The sequence below is a fragment of the Stenotrophomonas sp. YJH_SMC_21 genome (assembly GCF_059369555.1).
Genome location: NZ_JCAFSU010000010.1, coordinates 23,853 through 47,763 on the forward strand (window position 1 = coordinate 23,853; position 23,911 = coordinate 47,763).

General features: G+C 67.6%; 28 protein-coding genes. 14 read left to right on the forward strand and 14 right to left on the reverse strand.

Going from position 1 to position 23,911, the window contains the following annotated elements:
• Positions 1-57: 57 nt before the first annotated feature.
• The gene (locus tag AC5P67_RS13730) at positions 58-939 is read right to left on the reverse strand and encodes a LysR family transcriptional regulator (RefSeq protein ID WP_111193947.1); all 882 of its coding nucleotides are present in this window, start codon (positions 937-939) and stop codon (positions 58-60) included.
• 96 nt (positions 940-1,035) lie between these two features.
• On the opposite strand from AC5P67_RS13730, the gene AC5P67_RS13735 reads away from it, so the two are divergent.
• From AC5P67_RS13735 to AC5P67_RS13745, 3 genes are all read left to right on the forward strand, one after another.
• Positions 1,036-1,446 (forward strand): DoxX family protein, encoded by a 411-nt coding sequence (locus AC5P67_RS13735; RefSeq protein WP_005407907.1) that lies wholly within the window; start codon positions 1,036-1,038, stop codon positions 1,444-1,446.
• Positions 1,447-1,477: 31 nt separating this feature from the next.
• Positions 1,478-2,266, forward strand: coding sequence for a dioxygenase family protein (locus AC5P67_RS13740; protein ID WP_005407908.1), 789 nt, complete (start codon positions 1,478-1,480; stop codon positions 2,264-2,266).
• Between the two features lie 117 nt (positions 2,267-2,383).
• Positions 2,384-4,033, forward strand: a complete 1,650-nt coding sequence (locus tag AC5P67_RS13745) for a Na+/H+ antiporter (RefSeq protein WP_005407909.1) — start codon at positions 2,384-2,386, stop codon at positions 4,031-4,033.
• Positions 4,034-4,132: 99 nt separating this feature from the next.
• On the opposite strand, the gene AC5P67_RS13750 is transcribed toward AC5P67_RS13745, so the two are convergent.
• The gene (locus AC5P67_RS13750; RefSeq protein WP_005415112.1) at positions 4,133-4,381 is read right to left on the reverse strand and encodes a DUF3297 family protein; all 249 of its coding nucleotides are present in this window, start codon (positions 4,379-4,381) and stop codon (positions 4,133-4,135) included.
• Positions 4,382-4,471: 90 nt separating this feature from the next.
• On the opposite strand from AC5P67_RS13750, the gene AC5P67_RS13755 reads away from it, so the two are divergent.
• Positions 4,472-5,014, forward strand: a complete 543-nt coding sequence (locus AC5P67_RS13755; protein ID WP_005407911.1) for a DUF6630 family protein — start codon at positions 4,472-4,474, stop codon at positions 5,012-5,014.
• Between the two features lie 164 nt (positions 5,015-5,178).
• Here AC5P67_RS13755 and AC5P67_RS13760 read toward each other — a convergent pair whose 3' ends face one another.
• The 5 genes from AC5P67_RS13760 to msrB form a co-directional block, all read right to left on the reverse strand.
• Positions 5,179-5,454, reverse strand: coding sequence for a DUF4031 domain-containing protein (locus AC5P67_RS13760; protein WP_111173614.1), 276 nt, complete (start codon positions 5,452-5,454; stop codon positions 5,179-5,181).
• 13 nt (positions 5,455-5,467) lie between these two features.
• A complete protein-coding gene (locus AC5P67_RS13765; RefSeq protein WP_032128748.1) occupies positions 5,468-5,965 on the reverse strand; it encodes a hypothetical protein in 498 nt (165 codons plus the stop codon).
• A gap of 127 nt (positions 5,966-6,092) precedes the next feature.
• A complete protein-coding gene (motB, locus tag AC5P67_RS13770; protein ID WP_012479024.1) occupies positions 6,093-7,031 on the reverse strand; it encodes a flagellar motor protein MotB in 939 nt (312 codons plus the stop codon).
• A gap of 3 nt (positions 7,032-7,034) precedes the next feature.
• Positions 7,035-7,889, reverse strand: coding sequence for a flagellar motor stator protein MotA (gene motA, locus AC5P67_RS13775; protein ID WP_005407915.1), 855 nt, complete (start codon positions 7,887-7,889; stop codon positions 7,035-7,037).
• 90 nt (positions 7,890-7,979) lie between these two features.
• Positions 7,980-8,447 carry a peptide-methionine (R)-S-oxide reductase MsrB gene (gene msrB, locus AC5P67_RS13780; RefSeq protein ID WP_005407916.1) on the reverse strand — a complete coding sequence of 156 codons (468 nt, stop codon included), beginning with the start codon at positions 8,445-8,447 and terminating at the stop codon, positions 7,980-7,982.
• A gap of 140 nt (positions 8,448-8,587) precedes the next feature.
• Here msrB and AC5P67_RS13785 point away from each other — a divergent pair, with 140 nt between their 5' ends.
• Together AC5P67_RS13785 and AC5P67_RS13790 are read left to right on the forward strand one after the other, a co-directional pair.
• Positions 8,588-8,965 carry a hypothetical protein gene (locus AC5P67_RS13785; RefSeq protein WP_044569474.1) on the forward strand — a complete coding sequence of 126 codons (378 nt, stop codon included), beginning with the start codon at positions 8,588-8,590 and terminating at the stop codon, positions 8,963-8,965.
• Between the two features lie 144 nt (positions 8,966-9,109).
• Positions 9,110-9,286 (forward strand): hypothetical protein, encoded by a 177-nt coding sequence (locus AC5P67_RS13790; RefSeq protein ID WP_033833709.1) that lies wholly within the window; start codon positions 9,110-9,112, stop codon positions 9,284-9,286.
• A gap of 109 nt (positions 9,287-9,395) precedes the next feature.
• On the opposite strand, the gene AC5P67_RS13795 is transcribed toward AC5P67_RS13790, so the two are convergent.
• Complete coding sequence (locus AC5P67_RS13795; protein WP_005407919.1) at positions 9,396-9,875, reverse strand: Lrp/AsnC ligand binding domain-containing protein; 480 nt, start codon at positions 9,873-9,875, stop codon at positions 9,396-9,398.
• A gap of 149 nt (positions 9,876-10,024) precedes the next feature.
• Between AC5P67_RS13795 and AC5P67_RS13800 the strand changes: the two genes are divergently transcribed.
• Together AC5P67_RS13800 and alr are read left to right on the forward strand one after the other, a co-directional pair.
• Positions 10,025-11,329: a D-amino acid dehydrogenase gene (locus tag AC5P67_RS13800; RefSeq protein ID WP_005412127.1), complete on the forward strand. Its 1,305-nt coding sequence runs from the start codon at positions 10,025-10,027 to the stop codon at positions 11,327-11,329.
• A complete protein-coding gene (alr, locus tag AC5P67_RS13805; RefSeq protein WP_005412128.1) occupies positions 11,308-12,375 on the forward strand; it encodes an alanine racemase in 1,068 nt (355 codons plus the stop codon). Before AC5P67_RS13800 ends, alr begins: the two co-directional genes overlap by 22 nt.
• Before the next feature lie 186 nt (positions 12,376-12,561).
• Here the strand turns inward: alr and AC5P67_RS13810 are convergent, their stop codons facing one another.
• Positions 12,562-13,125, reverse strand: coding sequence for a DUF3016 domain-containing protein (locus AC5P67_RS13810; protein WP_024957101.1), 564 nt, complete (start codon positions 13,123-13,125; stop codon positions 12,562-12,564).
• A 244-nt stretch (positions 13,126-13,369) separates the two neighbouring features.
• On the opposite strand from AC5P67_RS13810, the gene AC5P67_RS13815 reads away from it, so the two are divergent.
• Positions 13,370-15,358 (forward strand): hybrid sensor histidine kinase/response regulator, encoded by a 1,989-nt coding sequence (locus AC5P67_RS13815; RefSeq protein WP_005407923.1) that lies wholly within the window; start codon positions 13,370-13,372, stop codon positions 15,356-15,358.
• Positions 15,359-15,401: 43 nt separating this feature from the next.
• Positions 15,402-15,692, forward strand: a complete 291-nt coding sequence (locus AC5P67_RS13820; RefSeq protein WP_024957100.1) for a DUF3247 family protein — start codon at positions 15,402-15,404, stop codon at positions 15,690-15,692.
• 82 nt (positions 15,693-15,774) lie between these two features.
• Here the strand turns inward: AC5P67_RS13820 and AC5P67_RS13825 are convergent, their stop codons facing one another.
• On the reverse strand, positions 15,775-16,038 hold the full coding sequence (locus AC5P67_RS13825; protein ID WP_005407925.1) for a hypothetical protein: 264 nt from the start codon (positions 16,036-16,038) through the stop codon (positions 15,775-15,777).
• A 156-nt stretch (positions 16,039-16,194) separates the two neighbouring features.
• Here AC5P67_RS13825 and AC5P67_RS13830 point away from each other — a divergent pair, with 156 nt between their 5' ends.
• From AC5P67_RS13830 to AC5P67_RS13840, 3 genes are read left to right on the forward strand one after another with little or no spacing between them, the layout of a single operon-like run.
• A complete protein-coding gene (locus AC5P67_RS13830; RefSeq protein ID WP_049395664.1) occupies positions 16,195-17,259 on the forward strand; it encodes a class I SAM-dependent methyltransferase in 1,065 nt (354 codons plus the stop codon).
• Positions 17,256-17,957, forward strand: coding sequence for a pseudouridine synthase (locus AC5P67_RS13835; RefSeq protein WP_005407927.1), 702 nt, complete (start codon positions 17,256-17,258; stop codon positions 17,955-17,957). Before AC5P67_RS13830 ends, AC5P67_RS13835 begins: the two co-directional genes overlap by 4 nt.
• Positions 17,954-18,637 (forward strand): HAD family hydrolase, encoded by a 684-nt coding sequence (locus tag AC5P67_RS13840; protein ID WP_049418944.1) that lies wholly within the window; start codon positions 17,954-17,956, stop codon positions 18,635-18,637. Before AC5P67_RS13835 ends, AC5P67_RS13840 begins: the two co-directional genes overlap by 4 nt.
• A gap of 114 nt (positions 18,638-18,751) precedes the next feature.
• On the opposite strand, the gene fabB is transcribed toward AC5P67_RS13840, so the two are convergent.
• Positions 18,752-19,960, reverse strand: a complete 1,209-nt coding sequence (gene fabB / locus AC5P67_RS13845) for a beta-ketoacyl-ACP synthase I (protein ID WP_012479031.1) — start codon at positions 19,958-19,960, stop codon at positions 18,752-18,754.
• The gene (gene fabA / locus AC5P67_RS13850) at positions 19,960-20,475 is read right to left on the reverse strand and encodes a 3-hydroxyacyl-[acyl-carrier-protein] dehydratase FabA (protein ID WP_005407930.1); all 516 of its coding nucleotides are present in this window, start codon (positions 20,473-20,475) and stop codon (positions 19,960-19,962) included. Before fabA ends, fabB begins: the two co-directional genes overlap by 1 nt.
• A 190-nt stretch (positions 20,476-20,665) precedes the next feature.
• On the opposite strand from fabA, the gene dinB reads away from it, so the two are divergent.
• Complete coding sequence (gene dinB, locus AC5P67_RS13855; protein ID WP_171968615.1) at positions 20,666-21,760, forward strand: DNA polymerase IV; 1,095 nt, start codon at positions 20,666-20,668, stop codon at positions 21,758-21,760.
• 373 nt (positions 21,761-22,133) lie between these two features.
• On the opposite strand, the gene AC5P67_RS13860 is transcribed toward dinB, so the two are convergent.
• Positions 22,134-23,045 carry an MBL fold metallo-hydrolase gene (locus AC5P67_RS13860; protein WP_114618957.1) on the reverse strand — a complete coding sequence of 304 codons (912 nt, stop codon included), beginning with the start codon at positions 23,043-23,045 and terminating at the stop codon, positions 22,134-22,136.
• Positions 23,046-23,206: 161 nt separating this feature from the next.
• The gene (locus tag AC5P67_RS13865) at positions 23,207-23,845 is read right to left on the reverse strand and encodes an NAD(P)-dependent oxidoreductase (RefSeq protein WP_012479034.1); all 639 of its coding nucleotides are present in this window, start codon (positions 23,843-23,845) and stop codon (positions 23,207-23,209) included.
• Positions 23,846-23,911: the final 66 nt, after the last annotated feature.

Here is a 23,911-nt window from a genome sequence, read left to right on the forward strand (position 1 = left end):
CCGGGAGGTGTCTGATTGCCGGCCAGCGGCCGGCACTACGGCAAACGCCAGGCTCGGCTACACCCCGGCCTCCACCAGGTGGTCGATGAAGCTGCGCACCTTCGGTGCCAGGTGGCTGCGGCTGGTGTAGACCGCGAAGATGCCGATCGGCGCGGCCTCCCACTCGGGCAGGACGCGCACCAGACGGCCATCGGCCAGTGCGTCTTCCAGCAGGAAGTCCGGTTGCAGGATCACGCCCATGCCGGCGATCGCCGCTTCGCGCAGCACGTCGCCGTTGTTGGCGTGCAGCAGGCTGCTTACCGAGACCTTCACTTCGCCGCCCGGTCCCTGCAGTGGCCAATGGTCGCCAGCGGCCCAGTAGCTGTAGCTCAGGCATGCGTGTGCCTGCAGCTCCTGCGGGGTCTGCGGGGTGCCGTGTGCGGCCAGGTAGGCCGGCGCGGCGCACAGGCTCACCCGCGATTCGCCCAGGCGACGTGCGATCAGCGTGGGACCGGGCTCGCGGGTGATGCGGATGGCCACGTCGTAGCCTTCCTCGACCATGTCCACCAGCCGGTCGGACAGCGCCAGGTCCAACTCCACCTGCGGGAAGCGCTGGCGATAACTGGCTAGCAGCGGGCCGAGGCGGGCAATGCCCCAGCTCACCGGTGCGTTGATGCGCAGCGTGCCCGAGGGCTCCAGCGCCTGCGCGCCGATACTGGCCTCCAGCGCGTCGAATTCGGCCAGCAGGCGCACGCACTGGGCGTAGTAGGCGGCGCCGGCACTGGTCGGGCTGACCCGGCGCGTGGTGCGGTGGAGCAGGCGGGTGGACAGGCGCTTTTCCAGCGCCGCGACCTGGCGCGTGACGCCGGCGGTGGACATGTCCAGGGCCTGGGCGGCGGCACTGAAGCCGTTGCGCTCGACCACCGCCACGAACACGCGCATCGCCTCGAGGGTGTCCATTGTTGCGCCTTGTGAAATAAATACGGTCAAACGATCGTATTTATCGGCCAGTGAAGGCGCAATAACCTGTGCCCACTCCCTTCAAGGTGCCTTCCGATGCACACCACGACCGCTCCTGTTTCGCCGCTGGCGCCGTATGGCGCCACCCTGCTGCGCCTGGCTCTGGGCGTGCTGTTCCTGGTCCACGCACTGACCAAGCTGCTGGTGTTCACCCCGGCCGGTACGGCGGCGTTCTTCGAGTCTCTGGGCCTGCCCGGTGTGCTCGGCTACCTCACCATCGGCGTCGAACTGGTGATCACCGTCGCGCTGCTGCTGGGCATCTACGCACGCTGGGTGGGCCTGGTCGGCGTGCCACTGCTGCTGGGCACCATCGTCACCGTGCACGGCGCCAACGGCTTCGGTTTCGCCAATGCCGGCGGCGGCTGGGAATACCCGGCGTTCTGGGCATTGGCGCTGGTGGTGCTGTTCCTGCTCGGCGATGGCAAGTGGACCCTGCGTTCGCGCTGATCGCCGCCTGATCCTGCAACTGGAGAATTCCATGTCCCGCCTGCCTTCGCTGTACATCTCCCATGGTTCGCCGATGACTGCCCTGCAGCCGGGCCAGGTTGGCGTGCGCCTGGCCGAGCTGGCGCGCGATCTGCCGACGCCGCGCGCCATCGTGATGGCTTCGGCGCACTGGCTGGGCCGGCAGCCGCTGGTTGGCGCGCATCCACAGCCGCCGACCATCCACGACTTCGGTGGCTTCCCGCGCGCGCTGTTCGAACTGCAGTACCCGGCACCGGGTGATCCGGCACTGGCCGAAGAAGTGGCCGGCCGCATCGCCGCCGCAGGCCTGCCAGTGGCCATCGACCCGCAGCGTGGCCTCGACCACGGCGCGTGGGTACCGCTGCGGCTGTTGCGCCCTCAGGCGGACATCCCGGTGGTGCCGGTGTCGATCCAGCCGCTGCTCGGCCCCGAGCATCAGTTCGCGCTGGGCCGTGCGCTGGCGCCGCTGCGCGAACAGGGCGTGCTGCTGGTCGGCTCCGGCAGCATCACCCACAACCTGCACGACTGGGGCGACTACCAGGACGGCAAGGAAGCGCCGTACGTGCGGCCCTTCATCGAATGGGTGGAGCAGCGCCTGGCCGCTGATGACCGCCAGGCCCTGCTGGATTACCGCCGGCAGGCGCCGTTCGCCGAACGCGCGCACCCGACCGACGAGCACCTGCTGCCGCTGTTCTTTGCAATGGGCGCGGCCGGCGAGGGCGGTTTCGGTGCGCGCCGCATCGATGCAGGCATCGATGCCGGCTTCCTCGCCATGGATCTGTACCGCTTCGACGGGGCATGAGCCGGGGCTGACGCGCGGCGGCCCCGGCCGTCGCGGCCATGGCCGCATGTGGTAGTTTTTTCCGGGTTTCCGGCGCTGGCCTCCAAGCCTCCCCACGCGCCGCTTCCTGGAAGAAGCATGCATACCATTGAAGTCGTCCTGGCGATGCTGGTGGCCGTTGTCGCCAGCGGCTACCTGGTTCGCGTCCTGCCGTTCTCGTTGCCGCTGCCGCTGGTGCAGATCGGCCTGGGTGCGGTCATCGCCGGGGTGTTCAACCGTGGCCACGCGCTGGAGCCGGAAGTGTTCTTCCTGCTGTTCCTGCCGCCACTGCTGTTCCTCGATGGCTGGCGCATCCCCAAGCAGGGCCTGTTCCGCGACAAGGGCGCGATCCTCGAACTGGCGTTCGGCCTGGTGGTGTTCACCGTCATCGGCGCCGGCTTCCTGATCCACTGGTTGATTCCGGTGATGCCGCTGGCGGTGTGCTTCGCGCTGGCGGCCATCGTCTCGCCGACCGACCCGGTGGCGGTGGGCGCGATCGCTTCGAAGGCGCCGATTCCCAAGCGCCTGATGCACATCCTGGAAGGCGAGTCGCTGCTGAACGATGCCTCGGGCCTGGTCTGCTTCCGCTTCGCGGTGGCGGCGGTGATGACCGGCACCTTCTCGCTGGCCACGGCCTCGCTGACCTTCGTGTGGGTGGCGGTGGCGGGATTGGCGGTGGGCGTGGCGGTGACGCTGGGTGTGTCCACCTTCCAGCGCTGGCTGTGGCGCCGCTTCGGCGAAGAGCCCGGCGCGGCGATGCTGGTCAACCTGCTCATTCCGTTCGCGGCCTACCTGCTGGCCGAAGAGATCCATGCCTCGGGCATCCTCGCCGCGGTCGCCGCCGGTATCGCGATGAGCTATGTCGAGCTGACCGGTCGCGTCTCCGGCAGCATGCGCGTGCAGCGCGCCGGGGTCTGGAACATGCTGCAGTTCAGCTTCAACGGCATCATGTTCGTGCTGCTGGGCGAGCAGCTGCCGGGCATCGTCGAACGCGCCACCACCACCATGAACGAGACCGGCCACCAGAGTGCGTGGTGGCTGCTGGTGTATGTGGTGGTGATCAATCTGGCACTGGTCGTGCTGCGCCTGTTGTGGGTGTGGTTGTCGCTGCGCTGGAACCTGCTGCGCGCGCGCCGTCGCGGCCTGGAGCGGGGCGAGGCACCGAACTGGCGCATCGTGGTGGCGACCTCGGTGGCCGGCGTGCGCGGTGCGATCACCCTGGCCGGTGTGTTGACCCTGCCGCTGTTCCTGCCCGACGGCAGTGCGTTCCCGGCGCGTGACCTGGTGATCTTCCTGGCCGCATCGGTGATCCTGTTCTCGCTGCTGGGCGCCAGCATCGCGCTGCCACAGCTGCTGAAGGGCCTGCAGCTGCCGGCTGACTCGGGCGAGCGCAAGGAAGAGGACCTGGCACGCCGGCTGTCGTCGAAGGCCGCGCTGGCCGGGGTCGAGCGCATGCGCCAGCAGCTGGTGATGAACCAGAACACCGAGAACGTGCAGCTCTACAACGACGCCGCCTCGCGGGTGAGCCTGCTCTACCAGCGGCACCTGGAGCGCGACAGTGATGGGCCCGACGTTGACCCGGAGAAGGTACGGCGCATGGAAATGGGCTACCGCCAGCTGCGCAGCGCCGGCCTCAATGCCGAGCGCGAGGAGCTGTTCCGGTTGACCCGGCGCGGGGTGATCTCCGATGAGATCTCGCGGCGCCTGATCCGCAACCTGGACCTGCTGGAATCGCGCAAGCGCGAATGACCGTGTACCCCGGGTGGGTGCGGACCTCGGTCCGCGTTGATCGGGGTCAGATCCCTTTCCGCAGGAAAGGGATCTGACCCCAGGATCCGGGAGCCGTGCTTATTCCGGCTTCTGGTCCAGGAAATACACCTCGACCTTGCCCTTGACCTTGATGGTCATCGGGTTGCCGCGGCGGTCGCGGGCCTTGCCGGCCTGCACGCGGATCCAGCCTTCGCTGACCGAGTATTCCTCGACGTTGTCACGCTCGACGTCGTTGAAACGCACGCCGACGCCGCGCTCCAGCGCCTGCGCATCATGGAAGGGGCTGGCCGGGTTGATCGCCAGGTGGTCGGGAGGGGTATCGCTCATCGCTTCATTCACAGTGACGGCCACCAAGGCCGGCTTCAGCGGCACAGGATAAACCGTAGAATGCCGGCCTGCCCCAGAGGAAGTTCCGCCATGCCCGACAACAGCGACTATTTCGACTTCGAGGAAGACATCCACGACTTCGACGAAGATGGCTTCGAGGCACGGGTCTGGAACCTGCTGGTGCTGATCAACCCGGGCGACGAGGAGCTGGCCCTGCAGCAGTTCAACCGCTGGCGCGAGCACCTGGCCGAGGACGGGCAGCCGCTGGAAGCGGACAGCGACTGGCTGCCGGCCCTGTTCACGGCCATCGCCTGGCAGTCCGGTTTCGAGGTGGAACGCGACGACCTGGAATCGCTGCAGTCGGCGGTGAACGAGCTGTCGGCGCGTTTCAACCTGCAGCTGGACTGGGGCGGCGACCTGGATGACGAGGACTTCGCCGAAGACCTGGACGGCGTGCAGCTGATGTCCACCGCCTTCGACCGCCTGCGCGAGCACAACTACACGCTGTGGAGCGTGGATGCCGGCAGCGACGGCTTCACCGGCGTGATGGCGCTGACCCGCGACGACGACGCAATGCTGGCGCTGTGCTCGCTGCTGAACGTGGAAATCCGGCTGGGCAGCGACCCGTTCTGAGCGATGGGCCGATCCGCCCGGCACGACCCGACGGGGTAGAGTCGACCGCTGGTCGACCATCGCGCGCAGCGCGGGGTTCTCGCGGCCGGATGGGAGAGCAGTCGACTGACAGTCGACTCTACCCGGTCGGTGCCGGTTGGTGTCCGGCGAACCCGCGACGTGGCCTACGGCCGGTACTGCGCCTTGGCGTTGGCAATCACCGTTTTGACCAGTTCACGGTCGGTGTGCCGTGAGATCGCCCGCGCACCGAGCGCGATCGCCTGTGCGCGCAGCTCGGAAGTGACATCGTAGTGGGCACCGCTGGCCTTGTTCTGGAAGGCCCGCGGGGGAATGCCGAGCTGCGCCGCCATCGCGTGCAGCTCGGCCAGGGTGTCGGCCATCAGGTGCGCCCAGCGCTGTCCGCGCCAGGGATGCACCGCGTCATCGACGTAGACCGTCACCGCCGCGGCCGGTTCAGGCCTGCGGCTTGCTGTCGCTGTCAGCGGCCGGAGCGGCCGGAGCGGCCTCGGCAGCGGCTTCTTCGGCCACGTCGCCCTCGGCGGCTTCGCCTTCCTCGCCTTCAGCAGCGTCGACGCCTTCGAACTCGGCAACCAGCTTGTCCAGGTACTCGTCGGCGGTCTGCTCGGATTCGGCCGCCAGGGTGTCCAGCAGCTTCTGCAGCAGTTCGGAGTACTCCAGGTTGACCTTGCGGCCTTCCTTTTCCTGCACGTTGGCCAGGTGCTTGAGCATGGCCAGCATCGGCACCGGGTTCTCGGCATTGCCCATGGTCTGGCCGCCGATGGCCAGCAGCCACTCACGGCCCTGCAGGCCGATGGCCGCCACCACCTGGCCGTCTTCGTTGGTCAGCACGGCATGGTTCTGCACCTGCTGCTGGGCATTCAGGCGGAGGAACGGGCGCTTGGCCTGCTGCTTCTTGCGCTTGTCGCGCTTGGCCTTGGAGTTCTGGGACATGGGGTGGGATCACCTGGAAACGGAAAGACCGCCATTGTAGCGGGTGCGCCGGGTGATGCCCCTGGTGGGTGCAGACCTTGGTCCGCACGCTTTCCCAGATGTGCGGACCAGGGTCCGCACCCACCGTCTACTTTGCCTCACCTTGCGCGGCCTGCACGTCCGGGTCGGCGGTGGGCGCCGACAGCCCCACCTGCGGGCCGGCACCGGCCAGGGCGGCCTCCTCGGCGGCCTTGGTCATCACCACGATGCTGATGCGGCGGTTGATCGGGTTCTGCGGGTCGGTCTTGTCGAACAGCACCGACGAGGACAGGCCGACCACACGGGTGATCTTGCTGTCCTCCAGGCCGCCGTCCACCAGTGCGCGCCGTGCGGCGTTGGCACGATCGGCGCTCAGTTCCCAGTTGCCATAGCCGCGTGCGGCCGAATAGGCGGTGATGTCGGTGTGGCCGGTCAGGCTGATCCGGTTCGGCACATGGTTCAGGTACTCGGCCAGTTCGTGCAGGATCTGCTGCGTGTACGGCTTCAGCGTGGCGCTGCCAAGGTCGAACATGGGCCGGTTCTGCTTGTCCACGATCTGGATGCGCAGGCCTTCCGGGGTCAGGTCCAGCAGCAGCTGGTCCTTGAATGGCTCCAGCGCCTGGCTCCTGCTGATCGCCTCCTGCAGTTCCTTCATCAGCGCTTCCAGCTGCTGCTTGTCGCGCTGCTGCTGGTCCACCGGCTGCGGCACGGCCTCCTTCTGGTTCTGGAAGGGATCGTTGCTGTTGCCGCGCGAGATGTCGGTGGCACCGCCCAGCTTGATCATCGAGGTGCTGGCGCCGCCCGGGCCGGCCATGCCGGGCGCCGGCGTGGCGTTCTGCCCACTCAGCGGGCTGGGGTTGCGGAAGTACTCGGAAATGGCCGCACGGTCGTTCTTGTTGGTGGTGGCCATCAGCCACAGCACCAGGAAGAACGCCATCATCGCGGTCACGAAGTCGGCGTAGGCCACCTTCCACGAGCCGCCGTGGTGGGCGGCGTGGCCGGCCTTCTTGACCCGGCGAACGATGACGGTGGGCTTGTTCTCGGCCATGGCTTACTTGACCGTCTTCAGGTGCTGCTCGAAATCGGAGAAGGCCGGGCGCACGTTCGACGGCAGCGTCTTGCGGGCAAATTCCAGCGCGATCTTCGGGTTGTAGCCGCGCAGGCAGGCCAGCAGGGCGGTCTTGACCGATTCGTAGATGCGGCTGTCCTGTTCGGCGCGGGCTTCCATCGCCGCCGCCATCGGGCCGACGAAGCCGTAGCCCAGCAGGATGCCGAGGAAGGTACCGACCAGCGCACCGGCCACATGGCCGCCCACTTCGACGATATCGCCGCCGATCGAGCCCATGGTGATGACGATGCCCAGCACCGCCGCCACGATGCCGAAACCGGGCAATCCGTCGGCGACCTTGGTCAGCACCTGCGACGGCGCCATGGCTTCGGCGTGATGCTTTTCCAGCTCCAGTTCCAGCAGCGGTTCCAGCTCGTGCGGCTCGATGTTGCTGCCGATCATCAGGCGCAGGCAGTCGGTGATGAAGTCGATCAGGTGGTGGTCGGCCTGCACCTTGGGGTAGTTGCCGAACAGCGCGCTCTCGGCCGGCCGCTCGACATGGTCTTCCAGTGCCATGAAGCCTTCGCGGCGCGCCTTGTTGAGCAGTTCATAGAGCAGGCTGAGTACATCGATATAGTCCTGCTGCTTGTAGCGCGGGCCCTTGAACACGCCCACCATGGCCTGCAGGGTCTGCTTGACGGTCTTGGCCGGGGTACCGACCAGGAAGGCGCCGAGCGCGGCGCCGCCGATGATGACCAGCTCGTAGGGCTGCCAGAGGGCACCCAGGCGGCCGTGGGCACCGAGGTAGCCCCCGATCACGCTGATGATGACGACCAGGAATCCAACGATGATGAGCATGGGGCGACGCAAGGAGAGGGGATATCTCCTTGTCGGCCCGTCGCCCGGTTTTCTGAAGAGGGAATTCTGTGAAATCGGTCAGCGGGTATTTCAGCCCGCCATGCCGGCCTCGGCACCGCCACGCTGCAGTGGATCGGGCCACGGCTCACCATTGCCAGTGAATGAAAGTGAGACGGAATTCAGGCAGTGACGCTCGTAGGTGGGCGGCGGACCGTCCGGGAATACGTGGCCGAGGTGGCTGCCGCAGCGCGCACAGGTGATCTCGGTGCGCACCATGCCGTGGCTGGTATCGCGGATCTCGCGCACGTGCGCTGGGTCGAACGGAGCGAAGAAGCTGGGCCAGCCGGTGCCGGAATCGAACTTGGTGCTGGAGCGGAACAACGGCAGTGCGCACAGCCGGCAGCAGTAGACGCCCTCGCGCTTGTTGTCGAGGAATACCCCGCAGAACGGCGCTTCGGTGCCGTGCTGCAGCAGCACGCGGCGCTCCTCGCTGCTGAGGCCGGCGACCAGCGCCTCGGTCTGGGTGGCAGTGGGGGGCGTCAGATCGAAGGCGGTCATGGCGGCGCTCCGTGGGGTCGATGGCTTGGGGATGCCGGAAAACGTGGGGGTGCTGGCGCCCGCTTGCAAGTGTGATGGCCGTTCATGGGCGGCACACAGGCGCTGGCGCATGGTGAATGCGAACCACGCCGGAGCGTGCCATGAAATCGACCCTTTCCCTGCTGTTGATGGCCCTGCTGCCCTTGGTCGCGCAGGCCCAGGTACCGACATCGTCGAGCCCGACCGCCACCCGCAGTGCCACCACCGTGGCACCGCAGCCGGTGGTGCCGCCACCACAGGCCGCGCGCCCGCAGCCGCAGGTACTGCCCTCGCCACAGCCGACGCAGCCGATCAAGTCCACCGGTCCGGCCCAGGTCGCGCCGGCGCCGGTCCCGAAGCCTGCCGACAAGGTCTACGACCGCAATGGCCGCATCGTTCCCGGGGTGCGCCCGGCCGGCCCGAACCGCGTGTTCGACTCGCGCACCGGCCGCTATTACGACAGCGTGCCGGCCGGCGATGGCCAGCAGATCAAGCGTTGACCTCCAATGCGAATCCAGGTGGGCAGCGGCTGCGGGCTGTGCGGGCTGAACGCACGAAAACAACCTGCTGCAGATCACTGCTTTTTCGCCTGCGATTAACCGTTCCGGGACCAACGTGACCGTGCGCCGGCATTTCGCCGCCGCATGTCCTTTGTCCACTGGATCGCGATCATGAAAAACCAGCAGAACCGTCATCCCGGCAAGGAACCGCAGGGCCGCAACCCGCAGCAGCAACAGCAACAACAGATGGACCCGCAGCAGCCGCACAAGGGCGGCAAGCAGCAGGAACAGCGCTCGCAGAAACATCCACAGCAGCGTTGACTGTTGCCATGACCGGGGTCAGAGCCCGCTGCGCGGGATCCGACCCCTTGCCGAATCCCGACCGGGGTCGGATCCCGCAACGCGGGCTCTGACCCCGATCGCAACCGCCTCAATCCGGAATCGGCAAGCTCAGCGTTTCCTTCACTTCTTCCATCACGATGTAGCTTTTCGACTCGCGCACGTGCGGCAGTGTCAGCAACGTGCTGCCGAGCAGCTTGCGGTAGGAGGCCATTTCGCTGATCCGCGCTTTCAGCAGGTAATCGAAGTCGCCCGACACCAGATGGCACTCCAGCACGTTGGGCAGCTTCAGCGCCGCGCGCCGGAACTCCTCGAAAATGTCGCCGGACTTGTAGGCCAGGCTGATTTCCACGAACACCAGCAGGCTGGCCTTCACTGCGGCCGGGTCGAGGTGGGCGTGGTAGCCGGTGATCACCCCTTCGCGCTCCAATCGGCGCACGCGCTCCGTGCACGGCGTGGTCGACAGGCCGACCCGCTCGCCCAGTTCGGTGAAGGAAATACGGCCCTCGGCCTGCAGGATGCGCAGGATCTTGCGGTCGATCTTGTCCAGTTCGCGGGTACGGGTGGCCATGGTCGTCAACCTTGGGGAATGAATTGCAGGAGAACATCCTGCCGGTTGATTTCAAAACAGGCAAATCAACTGGGAATGGCTGTCTATACTTCCCCAATTATGGTCCCTGTGCGCTCCAGTGCAGGGAATGATCGGGTTGGAGAAATCCCATGCGAGTCCTAGTTCTCGGCAGCGGCGTGATTGGTACCACCAGTGCCTGGTACCTGCGACAGGCCGGGTTTGAAGTCACGGTCATCGACCGCCAACCCGGCCCGGCGCTGGAAACCAGCTTCGCCAATGCCGGCCAGCTATCGTTCGGCTACACCTCGCCGTGGGCGGCCCCGGGCGTGCCGAAGAAGGCCATCGGCTGGCTGTTCGAGAAGCACGCGCCGCTGGCGATCAAACCAGGCATGGACCTGGCCCAGTACCGCTGGCTGTGGCAGATGCTGCGCAACTGCACCCACGAGCGTTACGCGATCAACAAGGCGCGCATGGTGCGCATGTCCGAGTACAGCCGCGACTGTCTGAACGAGCTGCGCGCGCAGATCGGCATCGAATTCGAAGGCCGCGACCTGGGCACCACCCAGCTGTTCCGCACCCAGCAGCAGCTGGATGCCTCGGCGCAGGACATCGAGATCCTGGCCCAGTACGGCGTGCCGTACGAGGTGCTGGACCGCGCCGGCATCATCCAGGCCGAACCGGCCCTGGCGCATGTCGATGGCCTGGTCGGTGCGCTGCGCCTGCCGCGTGACCAGACCGGCGACTGCCAGCTGTTCACCCGTCGCCTGGCGCAGATGTGCGTGGATGCTGGTGTCGAGTTCCGCTTCGACCAGGACATCACCGGCCTGGAGTTCGATGGCGACCGCATCACCGGCGTGCGCATCGACGGCAAGCTGGAAACCGCCGACCGCTTCGTGGTCGCGCTCGGCAGCTATTCGCCGGCGCTGGTCGCACCGCTGGGCATGCGCCTGCCGGTGTACCCGCTGAAGGGCTATTCGCTGACCCTGCCGATCACCGACCCGGCGATGGCGCCGACCTCGACCATCCTCGACGAGAGCTACAAGGTGGCGGTCACCCGCTTCGACGACCGCATCCGCGTCGGTGGCATGGCCGAAGTGGCCGGCTTCGACCTGTCGCTGTCGCAGCGACGCCGCGAGACCCTGGAGCTGGTGGTCAGCGACCTCTACCCGAAGGGCGGCGACCTGTCGCGCGCGCAGTTCTGGACCGGCCTGCGCCCGGCCACGCCGGACGGTACGCCGGTGATCGGCGCCACGCCGTTCCGCAACCTGTACCTCAACACCGGCCACGGCACCCTGGGCTGGACCATGGCCTGCGGCTCGGGCCGCTACCTGGCTGACCTGATGAGCGCGCGCCAGCCGCAGATCAGCACCGAAGGCCTGGATATTTTCCGCTACGGCCAGTACGGTCACGCGCCGCAACAAGAGAACCGCACATGCGTCCTGCCCGCGCGCTGATCGATCTGGGCGCCCTGCGCAGCAACTACCGGCTCGCCCGTGAACTGGGCGGTGGCAAGGCCCTGGCGATCATCAAGGCCGATGCCTATGGGCATGGCGCGGTGCGCTGTGCGCAGGCGCTGGAAGGCGAGGCCGATGGCTTCGGCGTGGCCACCATCGAAGAGGCGCTGGAACTGCGCCAGGCCGGCATCCGTGCGCCGATCCTGCTGCTGGAAGGCATCTTCGAACCCAGCGACATGGCGCTGGTGGCCGAGCATGATTTCTGGTTCGCCGTGGGTTCACCGTGGCAGCTGGAGGCCGTCGCCGCCTTCGACAGCCCGCGCCCGTTGACGGTGTGGCTGAAGCTGGACAGCGGCATGCATCGCCTCGGCCTGGACGTGGACAGCTTCCGCGCGGCGCACGCGCGCCTGTCAGCGCTGCCGCAGGTCGAGCGCATCGTGCTGATGACCCACCTGGCGCGCGCCGACGAGCTGGACAGCGAACGCACCCACGAACAGGCGGCGACCTTCGCGCGCGCCATCGACGGCCTGCATGGCGAGACCAGCGTGTGCAATTCGCCGGCGCTGCTGGGCTGGCCGGACGTGCGCAGCGACTGGGTGCGCCCGGGCCTGATGCTGTATGGCGCGAACCCGCTGCCGGACGACACCACGCTGACCGAGCGCCTGCGCCCGGTGATGACGATGCAGTCGAAGGTGATCGCCGAACGCTGGATCGAAGCGGGTGAGCCGGTGGGTTATGGCGCGCGCTTCGTGGCCAAGGCGCGCACCCGCGTGGGTGTGGTTGCACTGGGCTATGCCGACGGTTATCCGCAGTTCGCCCCGAATGGCACGCCGGTATTGATCGATGGCCAGCCCGGCGCACTGATCGGGCGCGTGTCGATGGACATGCTGACGGTGGACCTGACGGCGCATCCGCAGGCCGCGGTGGGCAGCGTGGTGGAACTGTGGGGCAGTGCGCCGACGTTGGCGGAACTGGCGCCGCGCTGCGGCGTGAGCGCGTACCAGCTGCCGTGCGCGGTCAAGCGCGTGGCGAAGGTATACGTGTAGCGCCGAGCCCACGCTCGGCTTCGGTGGCGGCCGACCTCGGTCGGCGCCCTGTAATGCGTGTCGACCAGGGTCGACACCTACCGGGGGGCCTGGCGCGCAGCGGTTGCCATGCGCGGCTTCGGTGGCGGCCGACCTTGGTCGGCGCCATGAATGCGTGTCGACCAAGGTCGACACCTGCCGGGGGGCCTAGCGCGCAGCGGTGGCTTGGCTGGCGAGCTGGCGCTTCACCCAGTCATCAATCAGGCGCTTCTCGTAGCGCAGCGGATCGCTGTTGGTCAGCAACCCACTGCCCTGCAGGTAGCCGGAGTCGCTCAGGCGGGCGTCGCCTTCGCTCACAATACGGCCGTCGGCGTCCTTCAACGTGTAGTGCAGGGTGATGCGGGGCGGGTAGATATCGCGCATCACGCGGATGTCGCGCGCACGCGGGCCGTGCCACGGCTCGTAGTCACCGGCACGCTTGATGTCCACCAGGGTGACATCGAGGGTCTGCCCAGGCTGCAGCGGCTTGGCAGCGGTGGTCTGCAGGTAGCGGGCCAGCTGCTGTACCCAGTCACCGCGTTCGGCCTCGAAGCGGTTGGTGCTCTGGCGGATCTCGGTGAACGTGGCCGGATCCTCCCATTTCACGCTGACCGGGCCATTGGCCTGCAACGCACGCGGCGCGTCCGTACCGGTTACGTTGCGCGCTGCAGCGTTGGCGCCGCTCACCACCAGGGCGCCTGCCAGCAGGGCAATCACGAGTGCGCGTTTCATGACGGTCTCCTGCGTCCCCGCGCTGGGGACGATGTTGATCACGGATCGAGTGTGATCCTGTGGCCGGGTCACTGCAATGGCCGGCTGCGGCGTATGCAAGGGGGGTTACCGCCAATTCATCGTCGTCAACCCTGACTGACGGCGCTTGACGCTGTGAATACGCTCTCTGGAACATGCTGTGTCTCCAATCCGGCCCGTCCAGACGCCCTTGTCCACACTGCCGCCCCTAGTGGAGCGCCCACCGATGATGGTGCCGGCGCCCGAACCCGACCTGCATCATGGCGTGCTTGAGCGCATCAACGCCGGTTTCTGCGTGATCCAGGTGCTGTTCGAAGGCGACCGCGCGGTGGACTATCGTTTCATCGAGGTCAACGACGCCTTCGAGCGCCATACCGGCCTGAAGGACGCACGCGGTCAGCGCATGAGTGCGTTGGAACCGAACCACGAGGAAGACTGGTTCCGCATCTACGGTGAAGTGGCCCGCAGTGGTCGCCCCGCCCAGTTCGAGATGGAAGCGCGCGCCCTGGGCCGCTCGTTCGCGGTTGATGCGGTGCGCGTTGGTCGTCCGGGCGAAGACAAGGTCGGCATCCTGTTCTTCGACATCACCGCGCGCAAGCAGATGGAAGTGGAGCTGGGCGAAAGCGAAGCCCGCTTCAGCGCACTGGCCGATGGCCTGCCGATGCCGGTATGGGTGCTCGACGAGCGCGGCCACGCCCGCTTCGTCAACAGCGCCTTCAGCGAGTTTTTCGGTGGCGACGAAACGCGCGTTCCGGAAGATGTCTGGCGCGGCCTGGTACATCCAGACGATGCGTCCGTATTCGAGTACGAGCTGCAGGAAGCATTGAAGGCGCAGCGTTCGATGCATGCGCTGGTACGTGCGCGGCGCGCCGACGGCCAGTGGCGCTGGCTGGAGATGAACGCGCGGCCGCGCTTCTCGCGCATGGGCCGCTTCATCGGCCTGGCTGGCAGCAGTCCGGACGTGACCGAGCGCCGCGAGATCGAACTGGCACGCGAGGAACTGCTGCAGTCCGAACGCGCCGCGCGCAGCGCCGCCGAGAACATGGCGCGGCTGAAGGACGAGTTCCTGGCCACGCTGTCGCACGAGCTGCGCACGCCGCTGACCACCATCCTCGGTTGGAGCGAGCTGCTGCTGCAGCGCGTGGACAACACCAGCCCGCTGTACAAGGGCCTGAACGTGATCGCCAACAGCGCCGGTGCGCAGAAGCGGCTGATCTCGGACATGCTCGACCTCAGCAGCATGCTGCTGGGCAAGGTACAGCTGGAGGTGGAAGTGCTGGACCTGCGCACGCTGCTTGGCGAAGCCATCGGCGCGCAGGAACTGGTGGCCGAAGGCAAGGCGCTGGACGTGCACCTGCAGCTGCCCGAGCAGCCCAGCCTGGTATTGGGCGATGCCACGCGCCTCCAGCAGGTGTTCTGGAACCTGCTCTCGAATGCGATCAAGTTCACCCCGGCCGAGGGCCGCATCGACGTTCAGCTGCAGGCCGACGGCACCCACTGGGTGATTACGGTGCGCGATACCGGCGATGGCATCGCACCGGAGTTCCTCAACCACCTGTTCAGCCGCTTCCGCCAGGCCGATGGCACCACCACGCGCCGCCATGGCGGCCTCGGCCTGGGCCTGGCGATCGTGCAGCAGCTGGTCGAACTGCACGGCGGCACCGTCGCCGCCGCCAGCGAAGGCCATGGCCACGGCGCCACGTTCACCGTGCGCCTGCCCCAGCACCTGCCGGATGCCGAGCGCCGGCCGCTGCGCGAAGTCATCAGCGGGCCGATCCTGGAGCCGGTGATCGTCGAACCGTATCCGCTGCGGGGCATGCATGTGCTGGCGGTGGAAGACCAGCCGGAGGTGCTGGAGTACCTGCGGCGCATGCTGGAAGAGCAGGGCGCCAGCGTGTCGGCGGCCAGCTCGGCCGGCGAGGCACTGGCACTGCTGGCCGACACCGGCCATCTGCAGTACCACGTGATGCTGACCGACATCGGCATGCCGGGCATGGATGGCTATGGGCTGGTGCGCACCTTGCGCGAGGACATGGGCGTGGACGCGGCAACCTTGCCTGCGGTGGCGGTGACTGCACTGGCGCGTGCCGATGACCGCCGCCGCGCGCTGGCGTCGGGCTTCCAGGAGCATGTGGCCAAGCCGTACTCGGTGGCGCAGCTGGTGGCTGCCGTACGCAAGGTGCAGGTGCCGCGCGCGGACAGCGCGCTGCACTGAACATTCACGGCCGATCGGCGACCCTGCAATCAGGAGGTCGCCGATGTCCCGTATAGCTCCACGTATCCACACCGATCCGGCGCAGATCGCGCGCCTAGAAGCCCTGCTGCCGCAGCTGGATGGCGAAACGCAGGTGGAACTGATTCTTCACGATGGCCGCCGTCTGCTCGGCACGGTGGCCGTGAGGCCAACCGTGCAGCAATACCGCAACGTCGCTGGTGATGAAGGCAGCAACGGCCAGCTGCGCCTGGATGACTACGACACGCCGGTGCAGCAGCACCATGTGTGGTTGGACGAGATCGCCAGCATCCGCAGGTTGCCGCCGAGGGTTTGACGGCAACCTGCCGGGTCCATCCCCGCTTGGCGTGGATCTACCAGAGGTTGCAGTAGAGCCACGCCATGCGTGGCTGCTGCGCTCAGTGCTCGAACAGGGTCGGCGTCGCCTCGAACCGGCGTGCATACGCCCGCTCCTCCGCAACCCTCGCCACCTCGTCATCGGCCAGGTCCGGCGCGCCATACACCGCATAGGCCACGCTGCCGTCGGCACCATGACCGACCTGGTGCAGCCGGTAGCGCGAGTGGCCGCCGCCGGTGTCCTCGGGGTAATGCACGGGCGGATGGCTGCCTTCCAGGTCCATTTCACTGTTGTCGACCACGCCACCGACGAACAAGGCTCGCATGCAGGTTCTCCTGGGTTTCCGGGGGAGCCTCTACCCTGAACGTTCCAATGTTGCTGGCAGATCAAGGCCCCGTTCGGGTTTCGCAAAGCGGCTGCCGGGGCCGGCCCGGTCAAGCCGGTACAATGGACGGCCCTCACGCTTGAAGTACCCGCGCCGATGGCCTCCAGCGACGACGCCCCCCTGCAGACCCTGTTCCTGCCGTTCTCCCAAGGCGCCCTGCGCTGGCCGGAAGGCCCCGTGGCTTTCCTGCGGGCCCGCGACGGCTGGCCGCTGCGCGAAGTGGCCGGCAACCGCGAGGTGCATTGCGAGCAGAGCTTCGCCCCGTTCGCGCAGCCGCTGCAGCAGGCCGCCGGCTGGACCGTCAGCGGCCAGCTGGATGATGTGGCCGGCAAGGGCCGCTACCCGCTGGTGCTGGTGCTGCCGCCGCGCCAGCGTGAAGAAGCCCGCGCGCTGTTCGCCCGCGCGCTGGCGCTGGTCGCCGACGGCGGCCGCATCGTTGCCTGCCAGTCCAACAACGAAGGCGCACGCTCGGGCGAGGGTGACCTCAAGCAGCTGACCGGCCTCGGCGGCAGCCTGACCAAGAACCACTGCCGCGTGTACTGGACCGCGCCGATGCAGGGCCAGCACGACGCCGACCTGGCCAAGCGCTGGTCGGCGCTGGATGCAGTGCGCCCGATTGTCGGGGGCCGTTTCCTCAGCCGCCCGGGCGTGTTCGCCTGGGATCGCATCGACCCGGCGTCGGCGCTGTTGGCCGAACACCTGCCGGCCGACCTGGCCGGGCGTGCCGCCGACCTCGGCGCGGGTTACGGCTACCTGTCGCGCGAGCTGCTGGAACGCTGCCCGAAGATCACCGCGCTGGACCTGTACGAAGCCGAGCAGCGCGCGCTGGCACTGGCCGAACTCAATCTGGCGCCGCCGCCGCGCCCGCTGCCGCTGCGCTTCCTGTGGCAGGACGTCACCGCGGGTATCGAACCGGGCTACGACGTCATCATCAGCAACCCGCCGTTCCACACGCCGTCGCGCGCCGATCGCCCGGACATCGGCCAGCGCTTCATCGCCGTGGCCGCGCAGGCGCTGCGCCCGGGCGGACGCCTGTACGTGGTGGCCAACCGCCACCTGCCGTACGAGTACACGCTCAACGAGAGCTTTGGCGCGGTGCGCGTGATCGCCGAGCGTGATGGCTTCAAGCTGGTGGAAGCGGTGAAGGGGAAGGGCAAGTGAAGCTGGTCAAGCTCATCGCCAACCTGGGCTATGGCAGCCGCAAGCAGGTGCAGTGGATGTTCCGCGAAGGCCGCGTCACCGACGCCGACGGCGAGGTGCTGTATGCCGACGACCAGGTGCCGCACGAGGCGATCCGTGTCGACGGCGAGCCGCTGGACCCGCCGGTGGGCCTGTCGATCGCGCTGCACAAGCCGGCCGGCTACACCTGCTCGACCAAGGACACCGGCCGCCTGATCTACGATCTGCTGCCGCCGCGCTTCCGCGACCGCGATCCGGTGCTGTCCACGGTGGGCCGCCTCGACCGCGAGACCAGTGGCCTGCTGCTGCTGACCGACGATGGCGGCCTGCTGCACCGGATCATCTCGCCGAAGTCGAAGCTGCCGAAAGTCTATGAGGTCGAGTTGAGCGACGACCTGCGCGGCGACGAGGTAGCGTTGTTCGCCAGCGGTACGCTGATGCTGGAGTCCGAGAAGACGCCCCTGCTGCCGGCTGAACTGGAAGTGCTGGATGCGCGCCGCGCGCGCCTGGTGCTGCACGAAGGCCGCTACCATCAGGTACGCCGCATGTTCGCCGCCACCGGCAACCACGTGCAGGCCCTGCACCGCAGCCGCGTCGGCGGGCTGGATCTGCAGGGGCTGGACGAAGGGCAATGGCGGCAGCTCACCTCCACCGACCTGGATACGCTGTTCGCTCCATGACCACCATCGCTGCGCTGCCGTTCCTCCCCGACGCCGTCATCTTCGACATGGACGGCCTGATGATCGACAGCGAGCGGGTTTCGCTGGCCTGCTGGAGCCAGGCCGCCGACGAGTTCGGACTGGGCCTGGACGAGGCGGTGTTCCTGCGCATGGTCGGCCTCGGTGACCGTGACACGCACGCGCTGCTGCGTGCGCAGGGCATCGAGGACAGCGTGATCGAGGCGGTGGCCGCGCGCTGCCACGACCTGTATGAAGCACGCACGCAGACCGGCCTGCCGTTGCGGCCGGGCATCCTGGAGCTGCTGGAGTTGTTGAAGGCGCACGCGGTACCGCGTGCGGTGGCAACCACCACGCGGCAGCCGCGCGCCAACCGCAAGCTGGCCGCTGCCGGCCTGCTGCCGTATTTCGATGCGGTGATCACCAGTGGCGACGTGGCGCGGCCGAAGCCGGCGCCGGACATCTACCTGCTGGCCGCGCAGCGGCTGGGCCAGGCGCCGGAACGCTGCCTGGCGCTGGAAGACTCACCGGCCGGTACGCGTGCGGCGCTGGCGGCCGGCATGACCGTGATCCAGGTGCCTGACCTGGTGCATCCGGATGAAGAGTTGCGTGCCCTGGGCCACCGCATCGTTGGATCGCTGGTGGACGCGCACGCGCTGCTGCTGCCGCTGCTGCCGAAGTAAGGTGGGCGCCGACCGTTGGTCGGCACTCTTTACTGCGTTGGTGGGTGCCAACCTTGGTTGGCACTCTTTACTGCCCTGGTGGGTGCCGACCGTTGGTCGGCACACCTGTCCACATCACACCCGCCCGAACACCAGCGCGGCGTTGGTGCCACCGAAGCCGAAGCTGTTGGACATCACCGTATCCAGCTTCTGCTCGCGGCTTTCGCGCAGGATCGGGAAGCTCTCCACCTTCGGGTCCAGCTCGCCGATGTTGGCCGAACCGGCAACGAAGCCATCGCGCATCATCAGCAGGCAGTAGATCGCCTCGTGCACGCTGGCCGCACCGAGCGAATGGCCGGACAGCGCCTTGGTCGAGGACAGCGGCGGCACCGCATCGCCGAACACTTCGCGGATCGCATTGAGCTCGGTGACGTCGCCCAGCGGCGTGGAGGTGCCGTGGGTATTGAGGTAGTCCAGCGGGCGATCGACGCCCTGCAGCGCCATCTTCATGCAGCGCACCGCGCCTTCGCCGGACGGAGCGACCATGTCGGCGCCGTCGGAGGTCACGCCATAGCCGATCAGTTCGGCGTGGATGTGCGCGCCGCGCGCAACGGCGTGGTCGTAGTCCTCCAGCACCAGCATGCCGCCACCACCGGCGATGACGAAGCCGTCGCGGTCCTTGTCGTACGGACGCGAGGCGCTGGCCGGGGTTTCGTTGAAGCTGGTCGACAGCGCGCCCATCGCATCGAACATCACGCTCATCGACCAGTGCAGGTCTTCACCGCCACCGGCGAACATGATGTCCTGCGCGCCATGGCGGATCATGTCCGCGGCCGCGCCGATACAGTGCGCCGAGGTCGCGCAGGCGGCCGACAGCGAATAGCTGACGCCCTTGATCTGGTAGGCCGTGGCCAGGCAGGCCGAGACCGTCGAGCACATCGTGCGCGGCACCATGTACGGGCCGACCTTGCGCACACCACGTTCGCGCAGCAGGTCGACCGCGCCGATCTGCCATTCGCTGGAGCCGCCACCGGAACCGGCGATCAGGCCGGTGCGCAGGCTGCTGACCTGCTCGGCGCTGAGCCCGGCATCGGCGATGGCATCGCGCATGGCCAGATAGGCGAAGGCTGCCGCATCGCTCATGAAGCGCTTCTGCTTGCGGTCGATCAGTGCCTCCAGATCGAGGTCGACACGACCGCCGACCTGGCTGCGCAGGCCCGCTTCGGCGTGGTCGGCCAGGGCAGTGATGCCCGAGCGCCCTTCGCGCAGCGCGGCCGAAACGGTATCCAGATCATTGCCGAGGCAGGACGTGATGCCCATGCCGGTGATGACGACGCGACGCATCAGAAGCTCCCGGTTTCGGTGAACAGGCCGACGCGCAGGTCGCGCGCGCTGTAGATTTCGCGGTCATCCACGTACATGCGGGCGTCCGACTGGGCCATCACCAGCTTGCGGTTGATGACGCGGCTGATGTCGATCTCGTAACGCACGAGCTTGGCTTCCGGCAGCACCTGGCCGGTGAACTTCACTTCGCCACAGCCCAGCGCGCGGCCCTTGCCGGGGGCGCCCAGCCAGGTCAGGAAGAAGCCGGTCAGCTGCCACATGGCGTCCAGGCCCAGGCAGCCGGGCATCACCGGGTCGCCGATGAAATGGCAGCCGAAGAACCACAGGTCCGGGCGGATATCCAGTTCGGCGCGTACCATGCCTTTGCCATGCGGTCCGCCGTCCTCGCGGATGTCGGTGATGCGGTCGAACATCAGCATCGGGTCGTTGGGCAGACGGCCGGCAGCGGTGCCGAACAGTTCACCGCGTGCGCTGGCCAGCAGCTGTTCGCGGTTGAACGCGTGGAGACGGGTCATGAAGCACAATCCTGGAAGCGAAGAACAGGGAAACAAGCGCCCGAGAATGCCCGTGGAAACTGCGCCGATCAAACATTTCAACCGTACGCAACCGTAGTGTTTTCAAGGGAATACGCGCATCCTGTTGATGTGCAACGACCATACTTCGGCGTGTGGCCCACCCGGCCCGGCCCCGCCTTTCCCACCTGACATGACCCGACTGCGCAAGATCATCCACGTTGACATGGACGCGTTCTACGCGTCGGTGGAGCAGCGCGACGATCCGTCACTGCGCGGCAAGCCGGTGGTCGTGGCATGGCGTGGCGCCCGCTCGGTGGTGTGTGCGGCGTCTTACGAGGCGCGCGTGTTCGGCGTGCGTTCGGCGATGCCCGCCGTGCGTGCCGAGCGCCTGTGCCCGGACGCGATCTTCGTGCCGCCGGACTTCGCGCGTTACAAGGCGGTGTCACAGCAGGTACGCGCGATCTTCCTGCGCCATACCGACCTGGTCGAGCCGCTGTCGCTGGACGAGGCCTACCTGGACGTGACCGAGCCGAAGAGTGGCATCGAACTGGCCACCGACATCGCCCGCACCATCCGCGCGCAGATCCGCGAGGAAACGAACCTGACTGCTTCAGCCGGGATCGCGCCGAACAAGTTCCTGGCCAAGATCGCCTCGGACTGGCGCAAGCCCGACGGCCAGTTCGTGATTCCGCCGCAGCGCGTGGATGCGTTCCTGGCGCCGCTGCCGGTGAACCGCGTGCCCGGCGTCGGCAAGGTCATGGAAGGCAAGCTGGCCGCGCGCGGCATCGTCACCTGCGGCGACCTGCGGCAGTGGGCCTTGATCGATCTGGAAGAGGCATTCGGCAGCTTCGGCCGCAGCCTGTACAACCGCGCACGTGGCATCGACGAGCGGCCGGTGGAACCGGACCAGCAGGTGCAGTCGATCTCCTCGGAGGACACCTTCGCCGAAGACCTGCTGCTGGAAGACCTGACAGAGGCGATCGTGCAGCTGGCAGGGAAGACCTGGAACGCCACGCGCAAGACCGATCGCATCGGCCACACCGTGGTGCTGAAACTGAAGACCGCGCAGTTCCGCATCCTCACCCGTAGCTTCACCCCGGAGCGCCCGCCGGAATCGATGGAAGAGCTGCGCGACATCGCGCTGGCCCTGCGCGCCCGCGTCGATCTGCCGGCCGAGACGCGCTACCGCCTGGTCGGCGTCGGGCTGGGTGGCTTCCGCGAAAAGGAGCCGGTGGTGCAGGGGGAATTGTTCGAGCACGACATGATCAATCCCACAGATACCTAATCATCAAACAGTGGGGTCAGAGCCCGTTGCGCAGCAACGGGATCCGACCCCGTGCCGACCAACGGTCGGCACCCACCAACAGCAGCAGGTTCCATCAGCAGCAGGAAACTGTCGAAGGCGGGGTGGGTCCGGTTGCGGGGGCGTGAGCCGCATGGGCCCGAGGCATGCCTCGGGCGGGTTGGGCAGGACGCCCAACCCCGGTCTTGCCGTGTGCGCAGGACAGCGCACACGAGCAAGCCGCGATCGAGCTTACATGGACGTACTTGCAGCGTCCCCCGCAACCGGACCCACCCCGCCATCCCACGGATAGCCAGCTGTTGCTGTTGCCTCTGCGGGTGCAGGGCGCAGCCCTGCAAAAAGAAAACTCCCTACCTCACGGCCACTGCATCTCGCCCTTGGCCACCTTCGCACTCAGTTCCAGCGACGCCACGCCCGCCAGCTTCGGATAGCGCGCCTGCATCGCCTTCACCAGCGCCGCACTGTCCTTGGCCTTTGCCGTCTCGGCATCGAACGCGCGGATGTAGTCCGCCGTGAACACCAGCGCACTGGCATCTAGTGCGGCACCCGGCGCGTAATGCCCCGGCACCACCACCTTCGGCTTCAACGCCTGCAACTGCTGCAGGGTCTGCAGCCAGTCGGCATGCGACTTCGGCGTCTGCGTGTCGGCCATCCACACGTGTTCACCGGCCACCACCGGAATGCCGCCGACGATCGCGCGCAGCGACGGCACCCACAGCACTGTGCGGTCCGGGGTCGGGCCATCCAGGCCGATCAGCGGCAGGCGCTGGCCTTCCAGCTGCAGGGCATCGCCATCCAGCACCTGCGGCACCACGATGCGCGACGGCACGTCGGCACCCATCTTCGGCCCCCAGTAGGCCAGCTTGCCGGCCTGGGTCTGCTGGATGTGGGCAACGGTCTGCGCAGTGGCGACGATGCGTGCCTGCGGGAACGCGTCCTGCAGGGTAGCCAGGCCGAAGTAGTAGTCCGGATCACCGTGGCTGATGTAGATCGTTGTCAGCTGCTTGCCGCTGGCGCGGATCAGCTCGACCAGCTTGCGCGCATCGCTGGCGCCGAACTGCGCGTTGACCAGGATCGCATCGCGGCGGCCTTCGATCAGCACCGAGGACACCGAGAACATCGCCTGCGGACCGGGATGGAAGGTCTGCAGGTGCAGCTGGGATCTTGTCGCTGCCGCGGGCGCCGCGGTGGCCGTTGCGGCCAGCAGCGGCGCACTGGTGAAGCTGGCGGCCAGGGCGAGGGGAAGCAGCAGGGCAGCGGTGCGCATGGGAAATTCCTTGTGTCGAATGGGGAGCCGAACGTGGGCTATGCCGGGCGTCCTTGCCCGGGCCTCTGCGGGCCGTCGCAAGCGACGCTGGCAACGGCTCCTGCCGTTGCCTTCGGCTCTACAGCTGGGTAGCGCCGGGCCATGCCCGGCGGACGCCATGATCAGTACGCCGCGGTGATGATCTGCTTCGGGTACTGCTGCGCTTCCAGCTCGGCGACGAACGCGGCGCCGTAGTCGGCGTAGCTGATGCGGCTGTGGCCGCTGGCATCAGCGAGGAAGGCCTTGGGCTGCACGCGGTACTGGCCGCGCTCTTCGCCCGGGCCGATTTCGGCGGCCGGCGAGAAGAAGGTCCAGTCCAGGTCGTCCACCGCCTGCAGGCGATTGAAGGCTTCACGATGGGCCAGCGCGTACGGCTTGTAGGCCTCCGGAAAGTTGGGGGTATCGACCAGCTGCACGCCCGGCGCGACTTCCAGGCTGCCGGCGCCACCGACCACCACCAGGCGCGGTACACCGGCCTTGCGCGCGGCGGCGGCCAGCTGCGCGGCCACTTCGCCGACGCGGCCGATGTCATCGCCCGGACGCGGGCCATAGGCGCTGGCCAGCACGTCGTGGCCGGCGATGGCGGCGACCAGGGCATCCTGGTCATCCAGCGAGGCGATCACCGGATGGGCACCGGCCAGTTCGGCCGGAAGATCCTGCGCGCTGCGCACGATGACGGTGAGTTCGTGGCCGTTGGCCAGCGCGTGGCGGGCGATCTGGCGGCCGATGTTGCCGGTGGAACCAACGAGGGCGATCTTCATGGCAGGACTCCGTGGGGTGGTATGGGGGGGGAATGGCGCCACTCTAGGCCGCTGCAGTCGCTCGAA

What these genes read in the sequence shown, in the direction of transcription:
- dinB (WP_171968615.1), top strand. Translation starts at nt 20,666, where the DNA reads ATGACCCGACTGCGCAAGATCATCCACGTTGACATGGACGCGTTCTAC.
- AC5P67_RS13865 (WP_012479034.1), bottom strand. Translation starts at nt 23,845, where the DNA reads ATGAAGATCGCCCTCGTTGGTTCCACCGGCAACATCGGCCGCCAGATC.
- AC5P67_RS13735 (WP_005407907.1), top strand. Translation starts at nt 1,036, where the DNA reads ATGCACACCACGACCGCTCCTGTTTCGCCGCTGGCGCCGTATGGCGCC.
- AC5P67_RS13840 (WP_049418944.1), top strand. Translation starts at nt 17,954, where the DNA reads ATGACCACCATCGCTGCGCTGCCGTTCCTCCCCGACGCCGTCATCTTC.
- msrB (WP_005407916.1), bottom strand. Translation starts at nt 8,447, where the DNA reads ATGACCGCCTTCGATCTGACGCCCCCCACTGCCACCCAGACCGAGGCG.
- AC5P67_RS13830 (WP_049395664.1), top strand. Translation starts at nt 16,195, where the DNA reads ATGGCCTCCAGCGACGACGCCCCCCTGCAGACCCTGTTCCTGCCGTTC.
- AC5P67_RS13745 (WP_005407909.1), top strand. Translation starts at nt 2,384, where the DNA reads ATGCATACCATTGAAGTCGTCCTGGCGATGCTGGTGGCCGTTGTCGCC.
- motB (WP_012479024.1), bottom strand. Translation starts at nt 7,031, where the DNA reads ATGGCCGAGAACAAGCCCACCGTCATCGTTCGCCGGGTCAAGAAGGCC.
- fabB (WP_012479031.1), bottom strand. Translation starts at nt 19,960, where the DNA reads ATGCGTCGCGTCGTCATCACCGGCATGGGCATCACGTCCTGCCTCGGC.
- AC5P67_RS13860 (WP_114618957.1), bottom strand. Translation starts at nt 23,045, where the DNA reads ATGCGCACCGCTGCCCTGCTGCTTCCCCTCGCCCTGGCCGCCAGCTTC.
- AC5P67_RS13795 (WP_005407919.1), bottom strand. Translation starts at nt 9,875, where the DNA reads ATGGCCACCCGTACCCGCGAACTGGACAAGATCGACCGCAAGATCCTG.
- AC5P67_RS13800 (WP_005412127.1), top strand. Translation starts at nt 10,025, where the DNA reads ATGCGAGTCCTAGTTCTCGGCAGCGGCGTGATTGGTACCACCAGTGCC.
- AC5P67_RS13740 (WP_005407908.1), top strand. Translation starts at nt 1,478, where the DNA reads ATGTCCCGCCTGCCTTCGCTGTACATCTCCCATGGTTCGCCGATGACT.
- AC5P67_RS13755 (WP_005407911.1), top strand. Translation starts at nt 4,472, where the DNA reads ATGCCCGACAACAGCGACTATTTCGACTTCGAGGAAGACATCCACGAC.
- fabA (WP_005407930.1), bottom strand. Translation starts at nt 20,475, where the DNA reads ATGACCCGTCTCCACGCGTTCAACCGCGAACAGCTGCTGGCCAGCGCA.
- AC5P67_RS13790 (WP_033833709.1), top strand. Translation starts at nt 9,110, where the DNA reads ATGTCCTTTGTCCACTGGATCGCGATCATGAAAAACCAGCAGAACCGT.
- AC5P67_RS13785 (WP_044569474.1), top strand. Translation starts at nt 8,588, where the DNA reads ATGAAATCGACCCTTTCCCTGCTGTTGATGGCCCTGCTGCCCTTGGTC.
- alr (WP_005412128.1), top strand. Translation starts at nt 11,308, where the DNA reads ATGCGTCCTGCCCGCGCGCTGATCGATCTGGGCGCCCTGCGCAGCAAC.
- AC5P67_RS13810 (WP_024957101.1), bottom strand. Translation starts at nt 13,125, where the DNA reads ATGAAACGCGCACTCGTGATTGCCCTGCTGGCAGGCGCCCTGGTGGTG.
- AC5P67_RS13765 (WP_032128748.1), bottom strand. Translation starts at nt 5,965, where the DNA reads ATGTCCCAGAACTCCAAGGCCAAGCGCGACAAGCGCAAGAAGCAGCAG.
- AC5P67_RS13730 (WP_111193947.1), bottom strand. Translation starts at nt 939, where the DNA reads ATGGACACCCTCGAGGCGATGCGCGTGTTCGTGGCGGTGGTCGAGCGC.
- motA (WP_005407915.1), bottom strand. Translation starts at nt 7,889, where the DNA reads ATGCTCATCATCGTTGGATTCCTGGTCGTCATCATCAGCGTGATCGGG.
- AC5P67_RS13820 (WP_024957100.1), top strand. Translation starts at nt 15,402, where the DNA reads ATGTCCCGTATAGCTCCACGTATCCACACCGATCCGGCGCAGATCGCG.
- AC5P67_RS13815 (WP_005407923.1), top strand. Translation starts at nt 13,370, where the DNA reads ATGATGGTGCCGGCGCCCGAACCCGACCTGCATCATGGCGTGCTTGAG.
- AC5P67_RS13825 (WP_005407925.1), bottom strand. Translation starts at nt 16,038, where the DNA reads ATGCGAGCCTTGTTCGTCGGTGGCGTGGTCGACAACAGTGAAATGGAC.
- AC5P67_RS13750 (WP_005415112.1), bottom strand. Translation starts at nt 4,381, where the DNA reads ATGAGCGATACCCCTCCCGACCACCTGGCGATCAACCCGGCCAGCCCC.